Consider the following 22,652-nt stretch of genomic DNA (forward strand, 5'->3'; position numbering starts at 1 on the left):
GTTAGTCTATTCCAGCGTATTCGAAAGTATCTACTCGTTCACGCATCAGCTTTCTGAGGTGTGTTCTGCCATGGCCGGGGATGCTTCCACTGATCCCTTTTGCACGCAAACTACTGTCAGAGGGGCCGACTTTGTCGGCACCTGAAAGTGCCCAATTCCAGACTAATGTGACTTTTTGTATGTCAGAAGTTACTAAATCTGGTGGCATGTCGAGCAAGCCTAATTTGACCAATATTTGCTCAAGCGCATTTGTGCCGTTGAAAAGTCTGTCTCGGAGAGTGCCATACAATGCGGGATCCAAAATTTTCAACGCGATTAGCCCAGCCGTAAGATATTTTGCAATATCCCCGTCTCTATGCGTGGGAGAAGGCGCAAACATCGCAGCCGTTAAGATTGCATTGGCGTCTCTCAGGCTGAAATTCGGGATGTTCGAGAAAGCCTGAAAATATACTTCAAACTCAGGGAGGTAACTTTTCTTGTCCAAGGCTAGGCGTTCTGATCTTTCTTTAAAGTAGCTGTACAGACTACCTGCCTCTCCATGCGTTGGGACTTCAAGCGATAGCGGCATTCTCACATTGTAGAACTTCTGCAAATACTTACTCGCATTCACGCCAGCGCCATATCGTGCTCGAACGGAATTCTCCAACTCGGTCAGGTTCACACCCAGAACGAAATGCACGTTCGGGACATTGAAGAAGTGCTTGATGACTTCGAGTAGGTTCAGCGCGTAATCTGGGCGGCAACGGTCCAATTCGTCGACAACGATCACGAGTTTTTGCTCTGCAGCGAGTTCCTTCAGTGCGTCGTGAAAGCTCTGCATGGCAGCACGTTTGCCGTCTTCTTTTTTCCAAAACTCTTCAGAGGCTTTAGCTAATTCTTTTGCGGCGGCATCGGCAATTGCGTCCACAACAGGAACAGCAATTTCCGAAATTCCGCTTGAGGCGGCGAAGGCACTTAGTCGCACCGCTGGTTTGCGTAGTTTGTATGCGGCATTCTTCAGCTTGCCCCATACTTTGGAATGCTTCTCGTCTTTTGTGAACCGGTCGCTGATGACGCCAGTGAGAGCGATCAGTGGATCATCGAGAAAGTCATGCTGGAAGGCATCGAAATAGACGGTGGTCGCCTGATTGCCGTGCTCATCTTTGATATGCTCCCCAACCCAGCATCTTAAAAACACCGACTTGCCTGCACCCCACGGGGCGTCGACCGCGATGACCATCGGTTCCTCGATCTTTTCAACTAAGTCAGAGAGCTTTTTGCCGTCCTTTTTGCGGCCGAGGTCCGAGACGCCGCCCTCCTTGGCTTCGAAGCCATCGACATAAAGTTCAATTTCCGGCTCTTTGACGGTCAGGCGGCTGGTCATGAAAAAGGCTCCGATGCTTGAAATATCGGAGCCAGTTTAGGAGTGGTGTGGCCGTGAGGTCTACCCTCACACCGTCTTCTCAAAAAACAAATCCGGATAGGGATCATCATTAAACCGCTCGATCTCATGCCACCCCAGTCGCTGATACAATCCTGCGGCTTCGGGGAGGGCGGAGTTGGTGTCGAGGCGGAGGGTTGTGATGCCAAGGGCTTTTGCGTGGACCTCGGCCTCGGACATGAGGCGTTTGGCGAGGCCGAGGCCTCGGGCGGCGGGGGAGACCCAGAGGCGTTTGATTTCGGCGTATCCGTAATCTGTGCCTTTGAGGCCGACGCAGCCGAGGGTGTCGTCTCCGCGGGTTGCGATGAGGAAGACGCCTTTGGGCGGGCACATGGCGTCGTCCGCCAGCGGCGCGGCCACGTCTGGATCAAAGCCTGTCTCGAACCGCTCTGCGAGTTCACCGTAGTAGGCCTGCATCGCGGCGCGGGCGCGGGGGCTGTCGGGGGCGGCGACGGAGATGGTGGGGGTCTCGGACATGATAGGCCTCGCGAGGTGCGGAGAGTGGTCTTAAGGTCTCTAAATGAGGGAGAAATCAGGCACAAGGTGGCCCGCCGATTGACAGTCGGGGCGGGAATGGGCGAAGAGGCGACATGCGCGCAGGACTTCCATATGCACGACCCGGTCAGGTGATCGGGCTTTTGGGGGGATCGTTTGATCCGGCCCATGAAGGGCATGCGCTGATCACGCGGCAGGCGCTCCGGCGGTTCGGGTTGGATCGGGTCTGGTGGCTCGTGAGCCCCGGCAACCCGCTCAAGGCAGAGGGACCGGCGGCGATGGAAGACCGTCTGGCGCGGGCGCGGGCGGTGATGGATCATCCGCGCGTCGAGGTCACGGATCTGGAAGCCCGCACGGGGACGCGGTACACGGCGCAGACGCTCCGCGCGATCAAGCGGCTCTATCCCGGAGTGCGGTTCGTGTGGCTGATGGGGGCGGATAACCTCGCGCAGTTTCATCGCTGGCAGGACTGGCGCGAGATCATGGAGACGACGCCCGTGGGCGTGTTGGCGCGGCCCGGTGTGCGGGTGGCGGCGCGGACGTCGGTGGCGGCGCGGACCTATGCGCATGCGCGGCTGTCGGGGCGGGCGTCGCAACTGCTCGGGCATGTGGAGGCGCCGAGCTGGTGTTTCGTGAATGTGCCGATGTCGGATGCCTCCTCGACGGAGATCCGCGCGCGGGGGCATTGGAAGCGCGATTGATCGGCGTAACTGCGCCGGATGTTGAAATGCGACACGTATTCGCGTGAGAGGCCGCTTGCAGAACGTCTTTTTGCGCTATTTACTCAACGTATGACGAGGAATGCGGTAACACGTTTGGATCGCAGAAAGCTGCTTGGCCTGATGATGGGCGGAGCGGCGCAGGCGGTCTATGCGAAGGCTGCGTTTGCGGAGGGTCTGGTGGCCTCTCCGATCCCTCTGCCACGTCCCAAAGATTTGCAATTACAGGCGCTTCCGACGGGGGAGGAACTCGTCGCGAAGGCGGGGCTGACGGGCGAGATGGCCTATGCTGTGGCGCGGGCGCACGGGGGTGAGATGCTCGAAGTGCGCGATCCGTTGCGGCGGCTGCCGCCGGCGTCGGTGGCGAAGACGGTGACGAGTCTTTATGCGCTCGAACACCTCGGGGCGGACTACCGTTTTACGACGCGGGTCGTGCGCACGGGGCCGGTCGTGGACGGGATTGTTCAGGGCGATCTGGTGTTGGTCGGCGGCGGGGACCCGACGCTGGACACCGATGCGCTCGGCGCGCTCGCGGGGCGGGTGTTTGAGGCCGGTGTGCGCGGGGTGACGGGGAAGTTTCTCGTCGAGGACAGCGCGCTGCCGCGGATCGAGGAGATCGACGGCTCGCAGACGGAGGTTGCGGGGTATAATCCGACGATCTCGGGGCTGAACCTGAATTACAACCGCGTGCATTTCGAGTGGAAGCGTCAGGGCGAGGATTACAGCCTGAAGATGGACGCACGGGCGCAGAAATACGCGCCGGATGTGAAGATCGCGCGGATTTCGCTGTCGAGCCGCGCGGCCCCTGTGTTCGATCACGAACCCGCCGCCGGACACGACACCTGGACGGTGGCGCGCGGGGCGCTGGGCAAGGGTGGGGCGCGATGGTTGCCGGTCCGCTTGCCGTCGCTCTATGCAGGCGAAGTGTTCAAGCTCGTCGCGGCGCAGCAGGGGGTGACTCTCCCCGTGGCCAAGCGGGCGACAGACGCGGTGCATGGAGAGGCCGTGGCCGAGCACGCAAGCGCGCCTCTGACGGTCATCGTGCGCGATATGCTCAAGTATTCGACCAACCTGACGGCGGAGGCACTCGGTCTCATGGCCACACAGGTGCGGGGGCAGTCGCCCGAGAGCCTCGCGGCCTCGGCGCGGGCGATGAACGACTGGGCGCGTGAGACGCTCGGAATGCGGCACATCGCGCTCGTGGATCACTCGGGGCTCGGGGCAGACTCGAAGATCACGGTGAGCGATCTCGTCCATATGCTCAGCGCGCCGGGGGTGGAGGCGACACTCGCCCCCTATCTCAAACCGATCCCGATTAAGGACAAGGACGGGCGGCCCGTGGCGGATCATCCGGTGAAGGTCGTCGCCAAAACCGGCACGCTCAATTTCGTCTCTGCGCTTGCGGGCTACGTGGACGCGCCGGGGGTCGGACGGCTGGCGTTTGCCACCATCGCCGCCGACCTCCCGAAACGCACCGCAGCGCTCGCCCGCAACGAAGAAATCCCGAAAGGCGCACGGACGTTCAATGCGAGGTCCAAACGCCTCCAACAAGCGCTGATCGAACGGTGGAGCGCGTATTACGCGGGGTGATGTTGGGGGCGGTGGTGCGGAAGGGATTGCGAAACCCGTGAGGGAGTTTTCCCAACCCGAGGGGGTTATTGCGCGGACGTACTTAGAAGAAAGAATTTAATGATGCTTTTGGAAATTCGATCGCGGGAGACGCAAGACTGTTATGGCAATTAGTGATTTGGCAAAGCGCATTAAGCCGCAATGGGTATTTCGATCTGAAACAGCAGGCGATTGGGACGTTTATGTCTACTCTATGAAAGCAGTTGAGGAAGTCGAAAAGTACTCATCCGGCGAAATTTCTGACCCAATTGAAGCCGTGCGAGCACTGATCGGCGTTATATGCAAGACCCACCCTAAGATCGAAGGTGAAAGCTCAAGGTCCGCGACCGAGGGAGAACTTGAGGCTTTCACAGAGGGCGATATCAACGATTTTTCGCGACAGTTTTTAGAGCAAAGCAAGTCGTTAAACTCTGAAAAAGAATTAGAAAAACCTGAAGGGCAATCAGACGCAGAATTTTTTCTAACAGTCCTGGAGGCCGAAAATGAGAAGCAGCGGGTAAGAAGGCGCGAAATTTTTTCAGAAATGAATAAGAATCTTAGTGGTCTTCTTGGCAGCAAGAATGCTGGATTTAGCCGTGTAGCCAAAGAGATTTTGGATTCAAATAATGCAATCCAAACTTACCTCAGCTCAAAGCCTATAGACTTGAAAACTTCGCATGCTCATACGCGTGCATTGACCGCAATGAGGGATCCGGCTCACGAGACAAATGAGCGCCTCGCAGACATGAGTGAACGACTTCAGGCAATAGTGCATTTTGGAGAGGATGCACTCATGGTAATGAGTAGTATTCAAAGTGCGTCCGCGTTGTTCCTCGACAAATTCTCAAGGGAGGCAGAGGAGAACAGCAGATCAGCGAGAGTGGCTATTAGAATTGGTATACTTGCGGTTATTCTTTCGGTGGTTCTTACGGCTGTGCAGATCGGTTACACCGAGTTTCGGCGCGTTCCAAAAGATGCGGAGGCAATGGACGCTGCACTCGCGAGCGTTCGTAGCGAGATTGACGAACTTCAAACTGAGTTGAGCTCAGACCTTGCAAGCCTTCAAGCTGTGTCGACAGAAGCTGCTGCGGCGGTTGCCAAATCAGTAGACGCAACGGGCGAAACTAATACTGAACTTCTCCAAAGCCTCGAATTCCTTCTTCAACAGCAGGCGGTGCGGGATGAGGCGATAATTGAAGCACTGGGAGCAATCGCAGAGATCGTGAGGAGCCCCTCAGAGTAGACCAGCGTTGCATCCTTTAGCCGCCCTGCCAGATGCTGCCACCAGCACCGCATCTCTGGCTTAACCATTAAGCGATGGGCGTTGTGGCTTTTTAGGAACATGCGGAGAGTGCTGTCGCGAGCGAATACGGCGATTTTTTGTCGACTTTGAAGAGACCTTTTGGTCTAGCCTAGCGGGATCGGACCGCTGACCTTCTACGCTCCAACAGACGCTGATCGAGCGGTGGAGTTGTTGTGCGAAATGACACTTATTTCCAATGCCGCCTTGTCCTTAGAACGGTGTGTAAACTTCCCGTGCGTCGCCATTTTCATATCCCCTCAAAGGTTCAGGATACACCTGAGACAACTGTCCGGTTTTCTGGGGCCATATCTGGATGCAGCAAGAACTATGAGAAAACACTATTGTAGAAATGCTACCTATGGTAGCAATGGCGGTGCGCGAGAACGCTAAGTCGCCGCATCTTTTTTAGTAAATTTCGTTGGAGCACAAAGTGAATTATGGGTTCAAATTTCTTACCGACACATTCTTCTCCCGAGAAAAGTTGGCGCTGGTTCCTGACCTGGAAGGGTCATCGGGCAACGATTTACTCATTGGCACGAACGATGCCGACACATTCGTAACCGAGGGTGGCAACTTTGACCGGGTGTTCGGGCGCGGAGGTTTGGATGCGTACGATCTTAGCGCCATTTTCCGAAACGAAAAACGTGACGTAACATATATCGGCGACTTCGAAGCCGGTGAGACCATCATTGGGGTCTACCAAGATGATATCCGCTTTACGCACAGCACCGACAGTGCCGTCATCCAAGTCTATAACAGCGGAGACATCACGATCCTCAACGGCATAACCGATGCCAATGACGTGGTGATGGACGTAAGAAACCGCGCACCTGAATTTGATGCTTTGCCGGACCAGACCGTTTCCGAAGATGATATTCTGGTTTTCCCCCTTCACTGGTATGTGCAGGATGCTGACGGGGATCAGTTGGAGTTTTATTCGGTCGACTACCCGACGCTCAGCGCTCTTCAGTTTCAGGATGGAAACCTGATTTTCAAACCCGAGATTGAGTTCGACTGGCTGGCAGAAGGTCAGACCGTTGAGTTCGAACTTGTGGTCGGTGTGAGGGATAATCAGGGCGGATCTGACACGGCAAGTCTTGCGATAACGGTCGTGGGCGATAACGACGCCCCCAAACTCGCAAGTCGGGAACCGCATGAGGCAGTCAACTACGAAGACCTCAGAGTGGACTTGACCGCGCTCGCGAGCGATGCTGACATCGACGATTCCGCCGACACACTGACGTTCGAGGTCATCGTGCAGCCGGAATCTGGCAACGCATATATTGAGGGTGGCGTTCTGGTCTATGAACCGGATCCGACAATCGTCGTTGAGGAGAGACAGATCGTCACGGTGTCGGCCACTGACCGCCACGGTGCGAGCGTGGTAAAAGAGATCAAAATCGACGTGTATTCCATGGAAAATCCTGGTGCGGTGGTGTCAGGATCAAACGGTGGCGATCAGGCGGGTTGGTCATCGGCCATTGTCGGTGACCTGAACGGCGACGGGGTAGACGACTTTGTCTTCTCCGCCCCGGCTGGCGATTTTGCCGGCCATTCGGGCAATGGTACGGCCTATGTGGTGTTTGGATCCGACGTCGGAATTGATCCGTACCTATCGGTGGATGAGCTTGATGGAACGAACGGGTTTGTCATCGGCAGCAGTGATCGTTTTGCGGATTTTGGAAGTTCGGTCGCCAATGCCGGAGACCTGAACAATGACGGTATTGATGACCTTTTCATCGGGGCCGAAGATGATGGTATCGCGCATGTAATCTATGGCTCTTCCGACGGGTTTGACGCACAGATCGATGTGACTCAGCTTGACGGCAGCAACGGCACCACGATCACCGGTATTGGTGGAGTCGCGAAAAATGGTCAAAACGGATCGGGTGGGGGTGACATAAACGGTGATGGTGTTGATGACTTGGTGATCGGAGCGGTCGAGACCTTTTCCAGCGACCCCTCTAGCGTCTATGTGATCTACGGAGAGACCGGTGGCCTCGGGGCTGAATTTGGCGTTGATGATCTTGATGGTTCCAATGGTTTCACCATTCGGGAAAACGCTGCTCAGATGGGCATTGAACTCGGGCAAGGTGTTTCCATCGCGGGTGATGTCAATGGCGATGGGATCAATGATCTTGTGATCACTGCACCTGAGTTAGAAAATGGGACCACTTTTGTCGTCTACGGCAGCACCGAAGGCTTTGATGCCAATTTTGATTTGACAGAAATGACACCCGATCAGGGCTATTCAATTGCTGGTTTGGATTTCGATGGGCGGTTGGGAGTTTCTGTGTCGTCCGGCGGCGATATGAATGGCGACGGCATCGACGACATTGTGCTCGGCGCCCATTTCGCCGGAACTGCCGGTCGAACGTATGTCATCTTTGGCAGGGAAGGCACCGGCTTGGGAGATGTCGATATTGGGGATCTGAGCGGCAGCAACGGGTTCGTGATCTACGGCGATGAAACGTACAGCCAATCCGGCTATTCGGTGTCGCTGAATGGCGACATCAGTGGCGATGGCATCGACGATCTTGTGATTGGTGCGCCCAAATCCGGTGAGTATCCCAGAGATGACTCCGGCGCAGCCTACATAATTTACGGCAGTGACGAAGGTTTCAGCTCCTCCATCAATCTAAGCTTGCTTCGTGCAAAGAACGGTATGGTCATCGTGGGCGCCGGCGAGGATGACCGCGTTGGGTTCTCGGTTTCCAACGGCGGTGACATCAATGGCGATGGCGTCGATGACCTGTTGATTGCCGGGTACAATGCTGAAGCCGATGGAAGCCGTGCCGGTGAGATCTATGTGATCTACGGTGGGGAAGAGAACTTGGATCGCGTTGATGCAATTGATGGCATTAACAACGGTACAGTGGATTTGCATCATTTCTACTTTGATCTTTAACCGCCTTTGACTGTTCTGTTTCTAGCGCCCGAGTTCGGACCGCGAACTCGACGTAAGCGTCCGACTTTCTGGAGCTTTCTTAAGCTCCTCAGGGCGGTAGAAGCCAACCTCCCATCGAGGAGTGAACAGATTTTTGGCCCTTAGCTGAATTTGGTCGCGACCGCAGCGAATGACCGCTTCTGCCCTTCTGATGCAAACCGCGAAGCAATTTTCGGGAGGCGAAGGATGCGCTGGAAGTGGAGCCATGGGCGGCTCTCCGCAACTCTTCATTCTCCAAATGCGGCGGCGACAGAGACCACGAGTGCATCTGCAAGATGTCTCCCGACGATCTGGAGCCCGATTGGCAGTCCGGATGCGGAGGTGCCCGCAGGGACGGAGGCCGCAGGTTGGCCGCTCAGATTCATCGGGAACAGGGCTGGCGTCCAAACGTCGTCGTCTATCTCGATCCCGTCGATCACGCCCGGACTGTCGCAGTCGATCGGAAACGGAAGGCAGGCCACAGTCGGCGTGAGGAGAAGGTCGAAATCCGCCATGAGTTCGGCCAACGCTCTGACGGCTTTCATGCGACCAAAACGGGACAGGTGGTATTGCTCCATAGAAGGGGAAATATGGAGCAATTCTGACACGGCCCGAGAGACCGGCACACCCGTCTCGGCGATCATCTCGCGAAGACCCACAAAGTCGGAATCCGCGGCGACAACCGCTCTGAAAACATCAATAGAAATATCCGGCGCCGGACACTCGACAAGCTCCGCCGAAATTTCCGCGCATAGGGATTTTGCGGCCGCCAAAGTCACCTCGTGAACCTCAGGATCAAGCGGAACACCCGCCCACTTTGCGCAATAGGCGACCCGCAAGCCTGTCGGCGCGGGGCTTGTGGTTGCGGCAATCCAATCTACGTCGCCCTTCGGCAAAGAATGCCTGTCGCGCGGATCGGGGCCCGCGATGACAGATAGAAGGAGAGCGGCGTCATGGGTGTCGCGGGCGAGCGGGCCGATATGTTCGACACTTTCCCACCCCGACGCACCCGGCATCTCGGGCTCACGACAGCCTGGCCACAGAGGAACACGCCCCATCGAAGCCTTGATCCCGACAAGCCCCGTGAACGAGGCAGGCAAACGCACAGACCCACCGCCATCTGATCCGAGGGCAATCGGACAAATGCCGGTCGCGACAGCCACTGCAGAGCCGGAACTCGACCCGCCCGGCGTAAGCGTCGGATCGAGCGGATGGCGGGTCGTTGGAAACAAAGGATTGTGGCCAAAACCGCCATAGCCGAACTCGGAGCAGTTGGTTTTGCCAAGAATGATGGCCCCTGCGGCTCTCAGTCGTTCGACCGAGATATCGTCCTCGCGAGGGCGATGGTCACGATACAGAAGCGAACCGAACGTGGTTGGCATATCTTTCGTGGAAATCAGATCTTTTACGGCGACCGGCACACCTGCGAGTGGCCCTGCAGAACCGCCTTCGGTGATCATCGCGGCGATCCGCTCCGCCTGTGCGATTGCGTCATCGGCGACAAAGACGAAGGCATTGAGTTTCGGATCAATGTCAGCAAGGCGCGCCAGCGCAGCCTTGGTAACCTCGACAGGACAGAGCGCACCGGCGTTCACGCGCGCGGCAATCTCTCGCGCGGGGAGCGCTGAATATTCTTCGGGGGACAAGCGACGAACCTTGCAATTGAGGCGTTAGGTGTGACCGCCAGACAGGGGCTGGCGGTCACGTTCAGGGAAAGCTTACTCGCGGGAAATGGTGCGATAGTCCAAGGTCAGGTGGAACCAGTAGGTGTAACCATCAATCTCGGGCTGCATCGCAACATCGCGATAATCTTGCACCATCGGGATGCGCGGCACGTCGTCCATAGCGATCTGGATGAAGCCTTTCACCGCGTCTTCGTAGGCCGCAGGATCGGTCTCGAAGCGTGCTTGGGCAATCAGCTCATCCATTTCCGGATTTACGTAGTTCATCGCGTTGAAGACCGAGTTGCTGACCCCGTCATAGGTCCAGTAGAAGTAATAGTCGGGGTAGTTCAGCCATGCTTTGAACGACATGATCAGGAACGGCATGTCCTTGTTGCCAAGGCGTGTGTACCAATCGGCACCAGGCACTTTCTCAAGCGTCACGTTGATCCCGATTTTCTTCAGGCTGTCCTGAATGAGGAGAGCAATCGGCTCACGGGTCGTCGCGGTGGTCACGTCGTAGCTAAGCGTGATGTCGAACCCGTCCGGATATCCGGCTTCAGCGAGAATTGCCTTCGCCTTTTCGAGATCGGTGTCGTACGGAGACGGCTGCGGCCAATCGGTCGTCGTGACCTCTTCCGGTCCACCGAACATCCCTACGCCGCGACCATAGAGAGCGGAGTCGAGGATCGGTTGGTACGGAATGGCATAAGCGACGGCCTTGCGCACGAGCGGGTTGTCGAACGGTGCCATCGTGACGTTCATGTCGAGATAGAGCAGTTCCGCATCAACCGGTGTGCCGATCACTTTCAGCTCGCCAGTCGAGGCCAGTTCCTGAAAGTCTTTCGGCGGGAGGTTGAAGGACAGGTCAGCATCGCCCTTTTCGAGAAGCGCACGACGTGTGCCTGCAGAGGCGATCTGTTTGACGAGCACCTTTTCCATCTCGGGCAGCGGGCCGGATTTCCAATCGTCAAAACGGGAGAAGACGATTTCATTGCCCGGTTTCCAGCTGTCGACCATATAGGCACCGCCGCCAGCATCGTTTTTGCCAACCCACTCAAGGGCCCATGGGTCATCTTCTGTTGCATGTTCCATGGCCAGATCCGCGTTCAGGATTTGCGCCACAGGCACGGCAAGGTTTGCAAGCACGAGCTTGTTTGGCGTCGGGAAATCGACGCGGATCGTGTGTTCGTCAATGACGACGAACTGATCTGCCGATTTCATTTCGCTCGCGCCCATCTGGATCGCGGGGAAACCGCCGACGGCAACTGCGCGGTCGAGAGACCATTTCACGTCGTCAGCCGTCACAGGGCTGCCGTCATGGAATGTTGCGTCTTTCCGCAGATAGAAAGTCACGGAACTGTTGTCCGCTGCGACATCCCAGCTTTCAGCCAATTCCGGCTGAAAATCTGTATAGTCATAGGCGTAGCTGCCATCCGGCAGTTCCGTGCGACCGTGTGTCAGAAGACGGTCATAGACGTTCCACGACACTTCGTGCGTGGCGACGTTTGCCGTCGCGCCATGAATATCGAGGGTCGCAGGACCCTCTTCCGAGACGACGACGAGGGTTTCTGCGCGCGATTGTGCGGCGGCGATGCTTGGGGCGAGGGCAGATGGCAGGGCGATGGCGAGGGCAAATGCCCCAACATGCCACATCCGTCCGAGACGATAGGGTAACTGAGTCAAGTCTGGCTCCTTCAGATTAGACGTATAGGCCCTGCTCATCAGGAGCGAAGCCTTGATCGTGCATTTCATGCATGTGACTTGCACAGCAAGCGATTCGCCTTCCAGATTGTCGTGCGGATGGCCGAACTTGGCTTAAATGACATTTTTTCAAGCGTATTTGCGATTTTTCGCTCAAATTTTCACCCACAAGTGCATAGCGAGCCTTGGAAACCCAGCGCATCTCCTCTGTCCGGGCCTCCAGACCTTGACGGATTCTTAGGAATGAATTCTGAGGAAACCTGATGATTAAGAATATTAAGTGACTGAAGAGCAATGAACAGGAAGCCTGTACAAAAATGAGACTGCCGAGACGCCTGCTATCCGCAGTTCCATCCCTCATCGGAATTGTCATTCTGACATTTGTCCTGACCCGATTGCTGCCCGGCGACCCCGCGGCCTATTTCGCAGGTCCCGCCGCAACGCCGGAGTCTATTGAAGAAGTCCGTGTTCAACTCGGATTGGACAAAAGCATTTTCGCGCAGTTCGTTGACTATATCTCCGCGCTGTCGCGCTTGGACCTCGGTCGATCGCTCTCGAGCGGTCAGACAGTCGTCGATGACCTGACCGCGAGACTGCCCGCGACCCTGGAGTTGACCGTTAGCGCTCTACTGCTCGCAGCGATCCTCGGTATTGCGCTCGGTTTCGGCGCGGCTCTGCGTCCGGGGCGTTGGCCGGACAGGTTGTGCGATGCCGTCACCGTTTTTGGGCAAGCGATGCCAACCTTCTTTCTCGGACTGCTGCTCGTCTATGTCTTCTATTATAAGCTCGAATGGGCGCCGGCTCCGATGGGGCGGCTCGAGATCTTTTATTCGAGCCCGACCGAAGTGACCGGATTCTGGACAATCGACACCCTCCTCGAAGGAGATATCGGAGCGTTTCAGGGTGTCATCAGACAACTGATCTTGCCCGTGATCACCTTAGCGCTTTTCGGGCTCGGCCCGATTGCGAGCATGACACGCACCTCCCTGCTTCAGGTGCTCGGCGGAGACTCGGTGCGCACCGCGCGTGCCTTTGGCCTCTCGTCGCGTAAAGTTCTCTGGACCTACGCCTTTCTCCCCGCCGCGGTCCCCATCCTGAACACTATTGGCATGGTTCTGTCCTTTCTCTTGGGCGCGAACGTCCTCGTTGAAAAAGTCTTCGGCTGGCCTGGAGTCGGCGCCTACGCCATCGAGGCCCTGCTGGTCTCCGACTTCGCACCGGTTCAGGGCTTCGTGCTTTTGATGGCCGTCACCTATGTCGTCGTAAACCTATGTATCGACTTGCTTGCCGCAGCGATTGACCCGAGGGCCCGCACCGATGGCTGAAAACACCGCAACCCTCCCCGCCGTGCGACGGACCCACCGGATGCCGCTATCGAAGCGCTTGCCGCTCGTGTTTCTCGCGCTGCTGGTCTTTGCTGGGGTCTTTGGCCCGCTGCTTGCCCCCTATGATCCAACGGCGACCAATTCATCCGAAGCTCTCTCTCCGCCCTCGCTCGCGCATTGGTTTGGAACCGACCAACTCGGTCGTGACGTGTTCTCCCGCACATTGGCGGCAACGCGCACGGACCTCTTGGTCGGCGCCGTCGCCGTCAGCATTTCGCTCGTTCTTGGCACCATGATCGGCGCACTGGCCGGCTGGCGTGGCGGGCGCATGGATGTCGTCCTCGGTCGCTTCGTGGACTCGATCATGGCGTTTCCGCTCTTTGTGTTGGCGGTCGGGATCGCGGCTGGTCTGGGCAACTCCCTCACCTCGGTGATTGTTGCCACCGCTATCGTGAACCTGCCCTTCTACGCACGTGCAGTCCGGTTTGAAGTCGCCCGTCGCCGAAACGCAGGCTGGGTCGAGGCGGCTCTCCTCGCCCGCATCCCGCCCGTGAAAATTGTAACCTTTCACATCCTACCGAACCTCGTGGCCCTGCTTGCGACCCAGTCGTCCCTGAATATGGGCTGGGCCATCCTGAACGCGGCGGGCCTTTCCTTCATCGGTCTCGGCATCCGCCCGCCAGAGGCGGAATGGGGCATTATGGTGGCCGATGGTGCCTCCTACATCTTTTCCGGCGAATGGTGGGTTTTCACCTTCCCCGGTCTGGCGCTTATGAGTGCCGTCCTGATTTTCACCCGCGCGGGCGATGCCCTGCGCCAACTGTTAGACCCGCGCAGCAAATGACCCCCGACTGGACAAAGAACCTCGTTGAGGCCCGTAATCTCAACATCCGTTTCGGCTCGACACCTGTTGTCGATGACATTTCGCTCGATCTGCCAAAGGGGCGGATTACAGCCCTCGTTGGCGAAAGCGGATCCGGCAAATCGCTGGTCGCGCATTCGATTGCGGGCATCCTGACACCAGCAGCCCGTCTAGAGGCTGACCGTCTGAGCTTTGCCGGCGTCGATCTCAGAGATACAAAAAGTCCCGGTTGGCGCGACCTGCGCGGCCGTCAGATCGCGATCATTTTCCAGAACCCGCGTGCGGCCCTGAGCCCCGTGCGGCGCGTCGGTCAGCAGATTGGTGACGTCATTGCCCGCCACCGTGGCCTAAAAGGTGCGGAGCTGTCGCGGGCGGTGGTGGAGGCTCTGGGAGCGGTTGGCATCGTTGACCCTGAAGCCCGACAAAACGCCTATACTGGAGAATTGTCCGGCGGCATGTGCCAGCGGGTGATGATCGCACTGGCGCTCGCTTGCAACCCGCGCCTATTGATCGCGGACGAACCCACCACGGGCCTCGACAACACCACACAGGCGGCGATCCTCGATCTCGTCGTCGACCAGATCCGCGCGCGTGACATGTCCTGCCTTCTGATCACGCATGACCTCGCGCTTGCACGCGAGTATGCGGACGACATCTGCGTGATGCATGCTGGTCAGATCGTGGAGAAGGCCGACAGCGCGCGCATCTTCACCGCATCGCAACATCCCTACACCCATGCGCTGCTGAAAGCTTCTGCCTCCCAGGCCGATAGCATCGCATCGCTCGAACCGATCAAAGGAAGCCTGCCGGATCTCAACGGGCCCCTTCCTGCCTGTCGCTTCGCAAATCGCTGTCCTCGCGCTGAAGAGCGCTGTCACAGCGCCAAACCGCCCGTCTCGGGTCCCGATACGGCGCGTGTGAATTGTTGGAACCCCCTGCCATGACTCTTCTCGAACTTTCCGGTGTCACTCGTAGCTTTGCCAGCGGCCGAAAAGCCCGCGTTGTCGCTGTGGACGACGCCAACTTTACCATCGCTCCGGGTGAGAGCGTCGGCCTCGTCGGGGAAAGCGGCTCCGGCAAATCCACATTATCGCGGCTGATTTGCGGCCTGACGCCGCCCGAACACGGCGTCATCCGCTTGAAAGGCGCGCCCGTCACCGCGCCGACCCGCGCCGTACAAATGGTATTTCAAAGCGCGGATGAGGCGCTCAATCCCGCCTTTACGATTGCGCGCAACATCGCCGTCGGCCTTGGCCTTAGCAACGGCAGCGCGACGAAAGAAGTGGCTGAGGTCGCAGCGCAGGTTGGCCTGTCGCCAGAACTCTTGCCGCGACTCCCGCATCAGCTTTCGGGCGGACAGCAGGCCCGCGCAGGAATCGCACGAGCCCTGATCGCGCAACCCGAACTTCTGTTGCTCGACGAACCCACGGCGGCGCTCGATGTGTCCGTGCAGGCGCTCGTTCTCAAGCTGATTGAACGGCTTAGACAGGAGACCGGCTGCGCGACACTGCTCGTGTCTCACGATCTCGATGTGGTGCGACTGATGTGCGAACGGGTTCTGGTGATGTATCGAGGGCGGATCGTCGAAACAGGCCCCATCGAGCAAATCATCGAGGCACCAAAGCACCCCTACACCCGCATGCTGGTCGCTTCCATGCCGGGAAAAGCACGGGAAGAACGCATCGTCCTTCCCTCGACCGCACCGCAGATCACGGCGAATGCATGCCATTTCCGCGACCGGTGTCCGTTGGCGACTGACATCTGCGCGCGGTCACGCCCCCAGCTCACGGACGTCTCGGCAGGACATGCTGTCGCCTGCCATCACGCAGGCGGGGCCGACCATCCGGTCAGTGAATCTGTGGAGTGTTAACCCAGATGATACGTGCGACCTGATCGCCAGTGTTGCGATAGCTGCTCGGCAAATGGGCCTTGAAGAAGAACGAGTCTCCGGCTTCCATCTGGTAGACCTCGCCATCGATGATCAATTCGATCTGACCTTCGATAAGATAACCGGTGGCCTCGCCCTGATGGGTGATGTTGTCGACCTTTTCACCGCCGGGCTCGACGACATGGACGTTGGCTTCAAGCAGGTTGCCCGCAGCCATCGGCACCATGCGCTCATAGCTGACGCCTTTGCCGCCGCGCAGGGCGTCACCTTCTACGACGGTCCGGTCCTTCGCTGTGAGAACCATCCGATGCATTTCGATGTCGAGACCAAAGAATGACGCAAGATCGCGATCGAGCGCCGTCACAATCTTGTTCAGCATCACAAGCGACGGCGTCACTTTGCCGGACTCGATTTTGGAGATCATGCTCTCGTTATAGCCGACCAGTTCCGCAAGGTCCTTCATCCGAAGCCCTTTGAGAATTCGCGCATGACGAACTCTTGCTGCGATTTGCATCGCGTCGGTCATTTTCTGGTCGTCGCTCTTATCCGCCATCTTACGTCCCGAACTCATCCTAAGCCTTGGTCTCATTGCTGCGACACATATGCCGGTAACTTGCCTGTAGTTCAAGCGCCGTGACCAAGAAGCTCTAAGGTCTCAGTGCTGCCAGGCGAATTTGCACCAAACTCAACTTCGACAGCATTGTAGAGCTTTAGTCTGCGCAGAGACCGCGTAACTCAACGAAAGACGCGGCGCGATCCGTTTGGAACGATTGATTTCGAATTTTCAGGCTGCAGGAGGAGACAAGCTGAGAAGTCTTATCTCTAACTTACATGCAAAATTTGAACTGATTTCCAAGCCGGATGCGGACGCGGCAAATACCCTGATGTTCGACCTGAACAGGCTGCAGGCTCTCATGAACGAGTTGGCCCCGAAGGGCCGTTGGAGGCCCGAAGCGATCACAGGTATTTTTGCCGTGAAAGGTCAGTCGATCCTGAGGGCAGGTTCGCATTCATGACCTGAGGCTCGGATCAACAGGACTGGGGGAGGTGGGGCGTTCTTGCTCCGGGTTTCCCAAAAGGGCTCGCCTATCGCGTAACTTGCCAAGACAAAAATGCCACCGAAAATCGGCACGTCCTCAAATACAATTCCTAACCGAAGCAAGACACCTTTCGCGTCGCTCGACACTTGCAGCAGAGCAACCAACTGCTCCCAGAGCAAATCAACAGAAACGGAGACTTCAAATACGGCAATGGCCACACATATTGGCCAACTCGGGCGACCTGCAGCCTTGCTGAAAAGAGCGAAAACGATGAGTGCGAGAAGCCCGTAGAGCGCGAATGCGGCAACCTCCCATGGCCCCATGGCCTCATGGATAAGCAAGACATCATCGATTGCAAAGAGACAACAAAACAGCGCCAGAGTTGCGAGTGGCAAGTCGTTTCTCTTCCAAGCAGCACTGGCCGCTGCGATTGCGGCGGTAGCCATGAGGAAGATTCCGAGATCGCTTATCAGTCCCGCTTCTGGAAGAGTGCTTAACGAGCGGTCCCTCAATGCCGCAACGGCATCAAATCCAAACCAAAAGAGCCCTGACACCATCACCGAGGCTGCGATCAAACCAGCCAAGAGAACCACAGCGGAATGGAGTGCTCCACTCATGCGTGTCAGAAGAACCAAACGCATCTCGTTCAAACGCCTCGTTACTGTATTCTCAGGCCCAATATCATCGTCACGCAGCGCACTGAGGTGACGAAAATGAGACACGCCTGAAGAATGATACCTCATACACTTTAGAAGTGGCTGACTGTCACAAGAGGCCGTCCGCCAAATCCGCTTAGCAGCCACAAAAGCAAGCCACAGCAAATGCCCCTATCGCTATACACCTAGTGGCCCAATGCAATGGAAAAGTTTGGGTTAAGCACTTTTTAAGTTTGAATTTTTTGGTGGAGCCGAGCGGGATCGAAGCGCTGACCATCTACTTGCCGCGCGGGCGCTGACCGCGTGCTAGAGCGCGTGTTGGGCGGGGTGATTTCCGGGGGTATTCGCGGTTTCGCGGAGTGGAAAGAACAGCAGACGGTTCTCCAGCTTCTTGCATATTGCTCTGGAGATGCGCTTTTCTATAAGAGCCAGGCCGCTTTTCTGGAGACGAGGTAAGACCCTATGTCGGAGACACTGACCGCGCTCGGCGGGATAGGATTGTTCCTGCTCGGCATGAAAATCATGACTGAGGCGCTGCGCGAAGCGGCGGGGGCAAATCTGCGTTCTTTGCTGGCACGGTTTACCACGACGCCTTTGCACGGCGTTGCGAGCGGTGCTGTGACAACGGCCATCATTCAATCGTCTTCGGCGACAACGGTGATGACCGTGGGGTTCGTTGGTGCAGGGCTACTGAGTTTTCCGCAGGCCATTGGCGTGATCTACGGCGCCAATATCGGCACGACCGTGACCGGTTGGATTATCTCGCTGATCGGGCTCAAATTGCAGCTGGGCAGGATGGCGATGGGCCTCTTGTTCGTGGCGAGCCTTGCCCTGCTTTTGTCTGACGGGCGCGCCGCGCGGGTGGGGCGGATTGCGGCGGGGTTCTGTCTGCTCTTTATCGGTCTGGATACCATGCAGGACGCCATGCAGGGCGCGGGCGGGTGGATTACCTCTGCCTGGGCGTCCGGAACCGGACTTGTCGGAATGTTTGCAATGGCGGCGCTTGGTCTGGTCATTACGATGGTGATGCAGTCGTCCTCGGCGGCGATTGCGGTCGTTCTGGTTCTGTTGGTCAGCGGGACAATGCCTCTGATACAGGCGGCGTCAGCCGTCATCGGGATGAACTTGGGCACCACCATCACGGCGCTCCTTGCCGCGATTGGGGGATCGCGTTCGATGCAGCAAACATCGATTGCGAATGTGCTGTTCAATCTTGGCACCATGATCATTGCGTTTCCCATCCTCCTGATCATCGCGGGCCCGCTGGAGGCGTTAGCAGCGCACACCGGAGCGGATACCGCGCTCGTCTTGTTTCACACCGGGTTCAACGTTCTGGGCACTCTGGTGTTTTTGCCGTTCACCCATCAGTTCGCGGCTTTGGTTGAACGGATACGCCCTGATTTGAGTGGGGACACGTCGCCGGAGTTGGACCCACGGCTACTGAGCGACGAGGGCGCGGCGATGCAGAGCGCGCGCACCGTCGTGACATGGGCGGCCCGCGAGGTTTTCTCCGCCTATTCTCTCGCACTTGGTTCACAAGGCGACTTGCGACGCTTGTCTGCGCTGGAGCCGCGCGTTGCGATGAAGTTGGAAGACCTGAAGGCCTATATGGCCAAGATATCGATTCCGAATAACAAGCCTACCGAAGCCGCAGCCTTTGCAGCCCTGATGCACCAAGCTGATCATCTCGTGCGTCTGTTGGAACAGTCGCGGCATCGCAGCTTCATACCGGTTCTGAAAGAAGACCTCGTCACGCGACGCCCTGCGACGTGGTTCGCGGGCTGCCTGTCGCCGGACAGAACACTGGACCTCTCCGAAATTGGTGAACGGATGTCTCGTATGGTTGCCTCGCTCGCGCATCGTTTCTCGCGCAACCGGCGCGGCCTACTGTTGGGGGAGCATGCGGGGATCTATTCCATACAGGAAACGTTTCAGGTGACAGACGCCATGCGATGGCTCACCCGCGTCATGCACAATGTTCAGCGTGTCGGCGAATACGACGCCGTGGTGCGAGACAATCTGGGACATGAGACCCCATCCGAGCTTGGCACATAGACAGACGCTCACCGCATCAGTCGTCTCCGCTGCTCGGATCGCCGCTGTGCCGACGCGAGAGGCGAGCCCTTGGCCTCTGTGCGCGATCCGCGTGCCGCTGCCGATGAGATGCCGTTTGGTGCCCCGTGTTGCGGCGTTCCAGAAGCAGTCGATTTCTTCCCCGTCGATGGCGACAAAGGAGACTATGCGTGTCATCTTGTGGCTCCTTGGGGGCTGGACGCGCACAGATGCAATGACTTGAGCTATGCCAAGCGAATAAGGCGACAGCCTTAGTTCATTTTCAAGGAGGGAATTTGGTGGAGCCTAGCGGGATCGAACCGCTGACCTCCTGCATGCCATGCAGGCGCTCTCCCAGCTGAGCTAAGGCCCCAAAACCAATTCGGTGATCGCGTTGCTATCGGGTACGGAAGGCGTCTGTCTTCCGTGAGGCGCTTCCTAATTCCTCTGCATTTTACGTGCAAGAGAAAAAAGCGGTAGGGGGCGGATTTTTTCGCCCCCCGTTAGAAGCGCTTAGTCGTCGTCGTCAGATGCGACGTCGGCGATTTCGTCGAGCGAGACATTGTCGTCATCGTCGTCGTCATCGAGCAGGTCGTCATCAATATCCAGATCGGTATCGTCTTCGACGAGCAGATCATCTTCGTCGTCGAGGTCCTGCGCTTGCGGCTGAACCTTTTCGGCAATCGCGACGCGCGACTTGTTGTTCGCGTCGAAGGTCACGATCTCGCCGGTGTAAGGAGACACGATCGGATCGCGGTTCAGGTCGTAAAACCGTTTGCCGGTGGTGGGGCAAACACGTTTTGTACCCCATTCCTCATTGGGCATGCGAAATCCCTTTCATTCTGATCCAACTGTGGAGACCCGCGGGCCTTGCCATATCTCGGAGAGGCTGTCAAAGCCTTTTGGCTGAAAAAGCGGTGAACTCTGTGGTGTGGGACCGTGTAGCACGATAAGACTCTTTGGAAAAGCGGACGGGTGTCAGGTGGGAACGATTGTCCTAGACGGTGACAGGCAGGTCAAAGTGGTGCTCCGGCGGTCCTCACGGGCGCGGCGAATGTCGCTTCGTGTGTCGCGTTTGGACGGTCGTGTGACGCTCACGTTGCCCAATCGCGTGCCGGCCTCTGAGGGGCAGGCCTTTGTCGAGGAAAAGCGCGACTGGATTCTGTCTCAGGTGGAGGCGCAGGTGCCGCAGCAGGCGCTCCGGTTGGGGGCGCTGGTGCCGTTTCTGGGCACGGAGCTGGAGTTGGTCCCAGGTGCAGGGCGGTCGGCGCGTCTCAACGGGCAGGTGCTTGAAGTGCCGGGCGACGAGGCGATGGTGCCGACCCGTGTGAAAGCTTTCCTGAAGGTGCAGGCGCAGACGCGCTTGCGGGCGGCGTCGGATTACTATGCCCGCGTGCTCGGCGTGTCCTATGGCCGGATCAGTATTCGGGATACGCGGTCGCGGTGGGGATCGTGCACGTCTGATGGGAACCTGATGTATTCATGGCGGCTCGTGATGGCGCCGGAGGCGGTGCTGAACTACGTGGCGGCGCATGAGGTGGCGCATCGGTTGGAGATGAACCATTCGGAGCGGTTCTGGGCGCAGGTGGCGCGGGCCTGTCCGGAATATGAGACCCATCGCCAGTGGCTCCGCGTGCATGGGCACGGCCTCCATGCCTGGCGGTTCGAAGTGGATTGACCTTTCCTGCGTTTGTGATCACATTCGCGCGCATGATTACGCCGACCACTCGACATCCCGACCATTCCAGTGCTGCGCATGACCGGATCTACCGGAGCCTGCGCACTAAGATAATGCACGGAGAATTCCGTCCAGGAGAGTCGCTGACGCTCCGCGGGATTGGCAAGATGTTCGATGTGTCCATGACGCCATCGCGCGAAGCGGTGCGCCGTTTGGTAGCGGACGGGGGGCTGATTCTGTCGGCTTCCGGACGGGTTAGCACGCCGGAGCTCTCGAACGAACGGATTGAGGAGTTGGCTTCCATCCGCGCGCTCATTGAGCCGGAACTGGCGTCGCGCGCGCTGCCAAGGGCGCATATTGCGCTGATCGAGCGGTTGCAGACCATCAACGGCACAATTGCGGAGATGGTCGCGAAACATGATGACGTTGGCTACATCCGCGCGAATCTCGAATTCCACCGGACGCTCTATCTGCGGGCGCAGGCGCCTGCGATGCTCGCGCTTACAGAAACGGTGTGGCTGCAACTCGGGCCAACGATGCGGGCGCTTTATGCGCGTCTGAACCGGACCGAAGTGCCGCACAACCATCGCCTGATCGTTGCGGCTCTGCGTGCGGGGGATGAGCCAGGGCTCAGGCTCGCAGTGCGCTCCGACGTGACGGGCGGATTGCGGATGCTCACCGTTTGAGGGCGCGGTCAGCTATCACGCCATGACAAGGCGGTAGGGCGCTCGCGGCGCTTGACCTTTCGCGTCGGGCAGAGTCTCTTGAACCCCACTGTTCTGATATGAAGGCCCTGCACGATGCGCTATCTCGAGATGACGGAAATGATGACGCCCGATCTGGCGAACTTTTCGGGGAAAGTGCACGGTGGTGCGCTCTTGCGGTTGTTGGACCTCGTCGCGTTTTCCTGCGCCTCGCGGTATTCTGGCAAATATGCGGTGACGCTCTCCGTTGATCAGGTGATGTTCAAACAGCCGATCCACGTGGGCGAGCTCGTGCATTTCAAAGCAACCGTGAACCATGTGGGGCGCTCCTCCATGGAGATCGGCATTCGCGTGGAGGCGGAGGACATTCGTTCGCGCAATGTGCGACACACGAATTCCTGCTACTTCACGATGGTCGCGGTCGATGATGCGGGGAAGACGGCAGAGGTGCCGCGCTTTACCCCCGAGACCGAAGTGGACGCGCGCCGCTGGCAGGCCGCTGAAATCCGTAAAGAGTTGCGCAAGGAACATGCCAAGCGCCTCGAAGCGGCGGCTCAGGGCGGTGTGTAAGCAGGGCGAATGTTGGCCTGTTCCAGCTAAAAAAGACCCGC

20 protein-coding genes and 1 tRNA gene are annotated in these 22,652 nt (G+C 57.9%); 13 read left to right on the forward strand and 8 right to left on the reverse strand.

Annotated elements, in window-relative coordinates:
• Position 1 precedes the first annotated feature (1 nt).
• Together LA304_RS03855 and LA304_RS03860 are read right to left on the reverse strand one after the other, a co-directional pair.
• Positions 2–1,363 carry a KAP family P-loop NTPase fold protein gene (locus tag LA304_RS03855; RefSeq protein ID WP_224501800.1) on the reverse strand — a complete coding sequence of 454 codons (1,362 nt, stop codon included), beginning with the start codon at positions 1,361–1,363 and terminating at the stop codon, positions 2–4.
• 66 nt (positions 1,364–1,429) lie between these two features.
• A complete protein-coding gene (locus LA304_RS03860; RefSeq protein WP_224501801.1) occupies positions 1,430–1,897 on the reverse strand; it encodes a GNAT family N-acetyltransferase in 468 nt (155 codons plus the stop codon).
• A 113-nt stretch (positions 1,898–2,010) separates the two neighbouring features.
• Here LA304_RS03860 and LA304_RS03865 point away from each other — a divergent pair, with 113 nt between their 5' ends.
• The 4 genes from LA304_RS03865 to LA304_RS17885 all read left to right on the forward strand — a co-directional run bounded on the left by LA304_RS03865 (position 2,011) and on the right by LA304_RS17885 (position 8,453).
• Positions 2,011–2,616 carry a nicotinate-nucleotide adenylyltransferase gene (locus LA304_RS03865; RefSeq protein WP_224501802.1) on the forward strand — a complete coding sequence of 202 codons (606 nt, stop codon included), beginning with the start codon at positions 2,011–2,013 and terminating at the stop codon, positions 2,614–2,616.
• Positions 2,617–2,706: 90 nt separating this feature from the next.
• The gene (gene dacB, locus LA304_RS03870) at positions 2,707–4,224 is read left to right on the forward strand and encodes a D-alanyl-D-alanine carboxypeptidase/D-alanyl-D-alanine endopeptidase (RefSeq protein WP_224501803.1); all 1,518 of its coding nucleotides are present in this window, start codon (positions 2,707–2,709) and stop codon (positions 4,222–4,224) included.
• 232 nt (positions 4,225–4,456) lie between these two features.
• Complete coding sequence (locus tag LA304_RS03875; RefSeq protein WP_224501804.1) at positions 4,457–5,485, forward strand: hypothetical protein; 1,029 nt, start codon at positions 4,457–4,459, stop codon at positions 5,483–5,485.
• A gap of 490 nt (positions 5,486–5,975) precedes the next feature.
• Complete coding sequence (locus tag LA304_RS17885) at positions 5,976–8,453, forward strand: Ig-like domain-containing protein (RefSeq protein WP_224501805.1); 2,478 nt, start codon at positions 5,976–5,978, stop codon at positions 8,451–8,453.
• 266 nt (positions 8,454–8,719) lie between these two features.
• On the opposite strand, the gene LA304_RS03885 is transcribed toward LA304_RS17885, so the two are convergent.
• Both LA304_RS03885 and LA304_RS03890 read right to left on the reverse strand, forming a co-directional pair.
• The gene (locus LA304_RS03885) at positions 8,720–10,117 is read right to left on the reverse strand and encodes an amidase (protein WP_224501806.1); all 1,398 of its coding nucleotides are present in this window, start codon (positions 10,115–10,117) and stop codon (positions 8,720–8,722) included.
• 72 nt (positions 10,118–10,189) lie between these two features.
• Positions 10,190–11,818: an ABC transporter substrate-binding protein gene (locus tag LA304_RS03890; RefSeq protein WP_224501807.1), complete on the reverse strand. Its 1,629-nt coding sequence runs from the start codon at positions 11,816–11,818 to the stop codon at positions 10,190–10,192.
• 335 nt (positions 11,819–12,153) lie between these two features.
• On the opposite strand from LA304_RS03890, the gene LA304_RS03895 reads away from it, so the two are divergent.
• Genes LA304_RS03895 through LA304_RS03910 form a run of 4 tightly spaced genes read left to right on the forward strand, consistent with a single transcriptional unit; the run spans position 12,154 to position 15,893 of the window.
• Complete coding sequence (locus tag LA304_RS03895) at positions 12,154–13,161, forward strand: ABC transporter permease (RefSeq protein WP_224501808.1); 1,008 nt, start codon at positions 12,154–12,156, stop codon at positions 13,159–13,161.
• On the forward strand, positions 13,154–14,005 hold the full coding sequence (locus tag LA304_RS03900) for an ABC transporter permease (protein ID WP_224501809.1): 852 nt from the start codon (positions 13,154–13,156) through the stop codon (positions 14,003–14,005). Before LA304_RS03895 ends, LA304_RS03900 begins: the two co-directional genes overlap by 8 nt.
• Positions 14,002–14,967 carry an ABC transporter ATP-binding protein gene (locus tag LA304_RS03905; RefSeq protein WP_224501810.1) on the forward strand — a complete coding sequence of 322 codons (966 nt, stop codon included), beginning with the start codon at positions 14,002–14,004 and terminating at the stop codon, positions 14,965–14,967. Before LA304_RS03900 ends, LA304_RS03905 begins: the two co-directional genes overlap by 4 nt.
• Complete coding sequence (locus tag LA304_RS03910; protein ID WP_224501811.1) at positions 14,964–15,893, forward strand: ABC transporter ATP-binding protein; 930 nt, start codon at positions 14,964–14,966, stop codon at positions 15,891–15,893. The genes LA304_RS03905 and LA304_RS03910 overlap by 4 nt, the downstream gene beginning before the upstream one ends.
• Here the strand turns inward: LA304_RS03910 and LA304_RS03915 are convergent.
• Entirely contained in the window at positions 15,871–16,464 is a 594-nt protein-coding gene (locus LA304_RS03915) for a cupin domain-containing protein (protein WP_224501812.1), read from the reverse strand. The genes LA304_RS03910 and LA304_RS03915 overlap by 23 nt on opposite strands.
• 208 nt (positions 16,465–16,672) lie before the next feature.
• Between LA304_RS03915 and LA304_RS03920 the strand changes: the two genes are divergently transcribed.
• On the forward strand, positions 16,673–16,927 hold the full coding sequence (locus tag LA304_RS03920; protein ID WP_224501813.1) for a hypothetical protein: 255 nt from the start codon (positions 16,673–16,675) through the stop codon (positions 16,925–16,927).
• Here LA304_RS03920 and LA304_RS03925 read toward each other — a convergent pair.
• Positions 16,894–17,568, reverse strand: coding sequence for a hypothetical protein (locus LA304_RS03925; RefSeq protein WP_224501814.1), 675 nt, complete (start codon positions 17,566–17,568; stop codon positions 16,894–16,896). The genes LA304_RS03920 and LA304_RS03925 overlap by 34 nt on opposite strands.
• 501 nt (positions 17,569–18,069) lie before the next feature.
• On the opposite strand from LA304_RS03925, the gene LA304_RS03930 reads away from it, so the two are divergent.
• Positions 18,070–19,662 carry a Na/Pi cotransporter family protein gene (locus LA304_RS03930; protein WP_224501815.1) on the forward strand — a complete coding sequence of 531 codons (1,593 nt, stop codon included), beginning with the start codon at positions 18,070–18,072 and terminating at the stop codon, positions 19,660–19,662.
• 294 nt (positions 19,663–19,956) lie between these two features.
• Here the strand turns inward: LA304_RS03930 and LA304_RS03935 are convergent.
• Both LA304_RS03935 and LA304_RS03940 read right to left on the reverse strand, forming a co-directional pair.
• Positions 19,957–20,032: transfer RNA gene (locus LA304_RS03935), tRNA-Ala, on the reverse strand.
• Between the two features lie 140 nt (positions 20,033–20,172).
• Positions 20,173–20,484: a TIGR02300 family protein gene (locus LA304_RS03940; RefSeq protein WP_224501816.1), complete on the reverse strand. Its 312-nt coding sequence runs from the start codon at positions 20,482–20,484 to the stop codon at positions 20,173–20,175.
• A gap of 157 nt (positions 20,485–20,641) precedes the next feature.
• Here LA304_RS03940 and LA304_RS03945 point away from each other — a divergent pair, with 157 nt between their 5' ends.
• The 3 genes from LA304_RS03945 (at position 20,642) to LA304_RS03955 (ending at position 22,611) form a co-directional block, all read left to right on the forward strand.
• Positions 20,642–21,337: a M48 family metallopeptidase gene (locus LA304_RS03945; RefSeq protein WP_224501817.1), complete on the forward strand. Its 696-nt coding sequence runs from the start codon at positions 20,642–20,644 to the stop codon at positions 21,335–21,337.
• A gap of 32 nt (positions 21,338–21,369) precedes the next feature.
• Positions 21,370–22,023, forward strand: a complete 654-nt coding sequence (locus tag LA304_RS03950) for a GntR family transcriptional regulator (RefSeq protein ID WP_224501818.1) — start codon at positions 21,370–21,372, stop codon at positions 22,021–22,023.
• A 114-nt stretch (positions 22,024–22,137) separates the two neighbouring features.
• Positions 22,138–22,611, forward strand: coding sequence for an acyl-CoA thioesterase (locus LA304_RS03955; RefSeq protein ID WP_224501819.1), 474 nt, complete (start codon positions 22,138–22,140; stop codon positions 22,609–22,611).
• Positions 22,612–22,652 lie beyond the last annotated feature (41 nt).

Source organism: Celeribacter litoreus (genome assembly GCF_020165855.1).
Taxonomy (GTDB): Bacteria; Pseudomonadota; Alphaproteobacteria; order Rhodobacterales; family Rhodobacteraceae; genus Celeribacter; species Celeribacter litoreus.